Genomic DNA, 4,534 nt, shown 5'->3' on the forward strand with positions numbered 1-4,534 from the left:
GCCTAAATCCTTCCAGTATTCCTGGATAAGACGTTATCGGGATCCGGTTTGCTGAATGGCGATTTCAGCCAGTCGCGACAGGCAGAAATCGGCCATAAGCGGACGTTTGGAAACGCACGCTACCGGCCCATTAGCGGGCGTTGTCACTGCACCAAGCGTATAAAAAATCTGGACGACTCAGAGTGCTATTTTTCGAATCTCCTGGGCTTGTCGCATATAGTCTTCGTCTCTGCGTCTCAGGCATAACTTTAGGACTCGGAAACGTCCAAGACGAACACATCAATTAGCCCAACTAGCTCAGGCGGGAGCGTCTCTTCGATGCTGGCCTTCAGTTCCGAAGCGGAGTTTAAGGTTGTATTTTTTGTTTGCGACCAGTTCATCGCCGCCGAACCAGATCACAAGATAAATTCCCTGCTGCTCTGCGTCGGGATGGATGGAATATCGGTCATACAATTGCGCAGATGCGGCTGTGTATAGTCCTTTATGTCACTGACCTTTTCGCAACTATCACCGTAGACCGAGGGCGGCCTTTTTTTATTTTTCTGTAATCAGATCAGCCTGTTAGCTGTTAATTAAGTGCCATTCAAATCTGTCCCCCTTTACCCTTTTCCTTCTTATGTCATTTACCATTAAGCGCTGCCAGCAGTTTCCTCTCTAGAGCATGAGCATATTCGACAGCGCGAGGCTCCACAGCAATAAGCTCTTTATCTCTCCTCAGAATATTCAACATTTTTTGCGTCAGCAGTAAATTTTTCGCCCAGACTGCCTCCGATAATTTTGAGGTTCCTTTTAGCAACTCGGCGTCATCCAGAAATCCTACCAGCACTTCCTTATCCAACTCGCGAACCACGATAGGCAATAATTCCGACGTATACATATCTTGCCTGACCGATCTGCAAAGGTCGCCGATATCGAGCTCAGTTATCGGAGTGTCCAGAATCGACCTGTGCCATGACTCAAGCGCAGACTCATCAGGATCAGGCTCAACTTCCCACTTAAACCCATTACTCTCATCTATTTGGCGAAATGTTTTTTTCATACACCCGCACCATTTAGAGGTCAGAGATACGTTTTAAAGTATCTAAAGCTGCCTGTCGGGCCGCTTGCGCCTCTGGGCTAATTACATTCTTAAGCGTTTCGGCATGGCTGGTAAGCCCTCTTAGCCATCCAAGCAGTTTCTCAGAGTGGCAGTATGCCTTCTCAATGCTGGGTAGTGATGTGCTTTCGAGCAGCGAGTGTCTGATCGCCGAGCTAATTGGCCTTCTCAACCGAGATTCCATCCTCACCTTTGAGCTCATTGGACCGTTGTTGCCGTGGGCCGAGTGGCTGCTTCTGGCCGATAGCAGCGCTTCATTACAGGCTACTACCGACCCGTAGCGGACGTGAGTCGCTCGATGGATAATCCGACGAGCTACTTATGACTTTGAGCGGAGGAACCCATGGAGCTTCATGAGCAATTGGATCAGGTCAAGGACGCCAATTCCTTTCTGGCTTTTGCCCACGCCCTGGCGGAAGACAAATCGAATGGTGACTGGGAAAACGGGACGATAGAAGCCTTCTTGGACGGAGCTATTGCATGGGCCGAGGCCAGTAATTTTGGCGTCGATCAAGGGCTTCAAGCCTCCAATCCTTGGGGGCAATTCGCTAATTTTTTGTACTGCGGAAAAATCTACGAGTAAACACGTGAAGTGTTTATTCGCTTTAAGCGTTGCGTCTACCGGGTAGCGGAACGGGCTCGGCTCCACCTCACGATCGACCGATCCTGGTCGGTCACTGCCAATTGTCACTGGCTGCGTTGGGTCGTTTTCAGCCGGTCGCGACAGGCAGTAATCTGCCAATTGCAGACCTTGGATGTGTCTGGAAAACTGAGGGCGATTCACACTGCCGTTTTCCAGATATCTGTTTATAGCCAGGAGCAAAGTTCCCATGAGCGGGCTGTATGAGAAAACTGAGTCCGCTTTACGGGCCAAAGACGGTGCGGCCTTCTGGGCTGCACTCGTCGGCGTCGACGCACAAATTACCGCGCCACTTTTGGCGAAGCTCCTGCTGGAAGACTGGCATGAAGAGCATGAAGACATCGTTTTCGAGTTGGGGTTAATCGGGGAAAACTGCGCGACGTACGCGATTACGGAAGCCGTGCAGAAAAATTTCGAGCACCTGATCAGGTGGGGCAACCTGGAAGAGTTCCAGCGCAAGTGCGCTTATGCATTAGCGCGTATTGGCTCTAGCGATTCAAAGGTAGCTTTGGAACTCATGACACAACAGCTCGACCCTGGCCTAAGCAAGTACGCTGAGGAAGGTCTAAAGCATTGGCCGATGCCGGTCAAAAAGCGGGGTTAGCGAGCCGGTTTGTTTTTTCCTGTCTAAATGACCGCTTCTGGCCGATAGCAGCCTGTCACCTGCGACAGCAATCGGCCAATACCGCCCAGCGAGTGACCAGCAAAATCGAAGACGAACCACAAACACCTGCGGTAACTAAGCCCGATCTATTCGCCCGGAGTAGCAACCCTGCTTGGCATTGTGAACGTGAATGTAACTAACCTCTGGATTGGCAAACATCCGGGTAACGACAGGTTCTATTGCTAGTCCATCAGCGACGTCGGCGTCGAGCATCATCCCATCATCAGTGAAAGCGCGAAGTGATAACAGGCGGATCCGCATAGACTCGGGTACCTGATCGACTGCGTCGTAAGCGTGCGCGGCCCACTCCCGTATGAAGATCGCGTGCGAGGCATGGTATGGCGTCTTGGCTGGCTGACAGACATGGTTGAGTAAAAGCACACTCTGACCTAGCTCCGCATCCTTCATTTCGATACGGTCAGGAAAGCCTGGGTTGCTGTCGACGATGTAACGCTTTATCCCGAGAGACGCGAGCTCTTGGTCGGGCAACCCAAACAGTGACTGAAATGGCTCCGGGGAAAGGCCAGTTATACGGAACGCCATGGTCGAACTCCTATTTTGGTTTGGAGTGCTATCAGACTGGAATTCGTACAGTGCTTACTATCCGATTCTTGCTGCTTTATTCAAGCTGCCGCGACCGGTTGTTGGGTAAAAAGCTGGCATTTCGAATGTCGCTTGATTTGGCGGGATTTAACTGTAAAAAGGCTGCGGATTTTCACGAACCATCCGCATCAAAAAGGTCACAGGGAATGAGATCGATGGAAAATAACCCTACACAGTTCAGTCGTATTCCGCCGGCAACCATCGGCGTCGGATTGGGCCTTGCCGTTGCCGTCTACACAACCGGAAAAGGCCCCTTCTTCCTGGAGAACTTTGCATGCACCTGGTTACCGCAAGTGGCAGTGCTTTGCATCGCGTTGTTGTGCAAAGCGTCACGAGAATCGCTGGGAGGAATGGCGACTGCCATGGGGCTGTACTTGTTCCTTTTCCACCTCTGGGTCACAGACTCCATGGGGTGGCTTTTCTACTTATTCAGCTTTCCAGGCATCCTCATCGGGGCATTGCTTAGCGTTGTTTTCAGCCCCTCGCGGAAGGTCTTCAAGGCACTGGTAGCGTTTGCGTGGGTGGTCCTCGGTATAGTGGGAAATTTGGCGGTTCTGGTTTTTACGCTCAGATAAGACGCCTAGCAGCGACTGGAAGTGGGTCATTATTTTATGAACGAAGGTTGGCAAAACGACGATTACCTCATCGTCCTCACGCAGGATGAAAGCTTGGCTGCGATGAAAGCCTACCGAGAAGCCGTTGGTTTGCGGGGGCGATCCAACAGACAAAACGAACGTGGCGTGGATCACTCATGAACAACATGCCGAACTTGTCGTCTGGTGGAACGAACAGTACAAGCGCGCCGGAGCGCAGCCTTTTAGCGACTAATCTTTAAGCCAAAATCGTCTGATTTTGAAGGTCAGCTAAAGGTCGGTAGCTGCGCTGCCACTTGCATCGCTCATAGCATGCGCCCGATGCATCCTCGATCAGCCAAAAGGATTCACACCGAATCAGGGACGATTAATGAAACCAATCGAGATTCAACAGATTACGCACCTGCCGGCGGAAGTTCTTACTTTGGAGAAAGAGGCCGTTGCAGAAGGTTTCCGGTTTCTTACGCGCCTGATTTCGGAGTGGCATTCTGGAAAGAATCGCTTCAACGCACCCGGTGAATGTCTCATGGCAGCGTATTCGAACCAGCAAGTGATAGGAATCGGAGGGCTAACAGTTGATCCCTATAACAAGCCCGATACCGCAAGGCTGCGGCGAGTGTACGTTGCACCTGCGGCAAGGCATCAACACGTCGGTCAGGCGCTGGTAAACGCGTTGGTTGCACACGCAACTCTTCACTTTCAGAAGGTGCGTCTTTCCACCGATACTTCTGGAGGCGACGCGTTTTATTTGCGCTGCGGCTTCAGTCGAAAAGAAGATGTCCATGCCACCCACATCATGGAGTTGGTCAATGCCTGATCAGGCAGCTTTCGGCTCAGAAGGAACTGTAGTGGTCTAATGAAACCGGACACCCATTTAGGCGAGAATGCTCGCCAGATCGAGGTGTCAGATGACCAAACAACGCCGCTCCTTTACTCCT

At 51.4% G+C, this 4,534-nt stretch carries 6 protein-coding genes; 4 read left to right on the plus strand and 2 right to left on the minus strand.

Going from position 1 to position 4,534, the window contains the following annotated elements; genetic code table 11:
* Positions 1 to 619 precede the first annotated feature (619 nt).
* On the minus strand, positions 620 to 1,039 hold the full coding sequence (locus tag BM403_RS31205) for a contact-dependent growth inhibition system immunity protein (RefSeq protein WP_093547020.1): 420 nt from the start codon (positions 1,037 to 1,039) through the stop codon (positions 620 to 622).
* Between the two features lie 400 nt (positions 1,040 to 1,439).
* On the opposite strand from BM403_RS31205, the gene BM403_RS31210 reads away from it, so the two are divergent.
* Positions 1,440 to 1,679, plus strand: a complete 240-nt coding sequence (locus tag BM403_RS31210; protein ID WP_093547024.1) for a DUF7660 family protein — start codon at positions 1,440 to 1,442, stop codon at positions 1,677 to 1,679.
* A 247-nt stretch (positions 1,680 to 1,926) separates the two neighbouring features.
* On the plus strand, positions 1,927 to 2,340 hold the full coding sequence (locus tag BM403_RS31215; RefSeq protein WP_093547027.1) for a hypothetical protein: 414 nt from the start codon (positions 1,927 to 1,929) through the stop codon (positions 2,338 to 2,340).
* A 135-nt stretch (positions 2,341 to 2,475) separates the two neighbouring features.
* Here BM403_RS31215 and BM403_RS31220 read toward each other — a convergent pair whose 3' ends face one another.
* Positions 2,476 to 2,943, minus strand: coding sequence for a DUF1203 domain-containing protein (locus tag BM403_RS31220; RefSeq protein WP_093547030.1), 468 nt, complete (start codon positions 2,941 to 2,943; stop codon positions 2,476 to 2,478).
* Positions 2,944 to 2,993: 50 nt separating this feature from the next.
* Between BM403_RS31220 and BM403_RS31225 the strand changes: the two genes are divergently transcribed.
* Positions 2,994 to 3,578: a hypothetical protein gene (locus tag BM403_RS31225; RefSeq protein ID WP_256577271.1), complete on the plus strand. Its 585-nt coding sequence runs from the start codon at positions 2,994 to 2,996 to the stop codon at positions 3,576 to 3,578.
* 388 nt (positions 3,579 to 3,966) lie between these two features.
* A complete protein-coding gene (locus tag BM403_RS31235) occupies positions 3,967 to 4,413 on the plus strand; it encodes a GNAT family N-acetyltransferase (RefSeq protein ID WP_093547036.1) in 447 nt (148 codons plus the stop codon).
* The last annotated feature ends 121 nt before the right edge of the window (positions 4,414 to 4,534 follow it).

This window comes from Pseudomonas sp. OV546, from assembly GCF_900116845.1.
GTDB classification, from domain to species: domain Bacteria; phylum Pseudomonadota; class Gammaproteobacteria; order Pseudomonadales; family Pseudomonadaceae; genus Aquipseudomonas; species Aquipseudomonas petroselini.

Bases quoted from the DNA above. Each gene is read 5' to 3' on its own strand.
- BM403_RS31205 (WP_093547020.1), bottom strand. From the start codon at position 1,039: ATGAAAAAAACATTTCGCCAAATAGATGAGAGTAATGGGTTTAAGTGG.
- BM403_RS31210 (WP_093547024.1), top strand. From the start codon at position 1,440: ATGGAGCTTCATGAGCAATTGGATCAGGTCAAGGACGCCAATTCCTTT.
- BM403_RS31215 (WP_093547027.1), top strand. From the start codon at position 1,927: ATGAGCGGGCTGTATGAGAAAACTGAGTCCGCTTTACGGGCCAAAGAC.
- BM403_RS31220 (WP_093547030.1), bottom strand. From the start codon at position 2,943: ATGGCGTTCCGTATAACTGGCCTTTCCCCGGAGCCATTTCAGTCACTG.
- BM403_RS31235 (WP_093547036.1), top strand. From the start codon at position 3,967: ATGAAACCAATCGAGATTCAACAGATTACGCACCTGCCGGCGGAAGTT.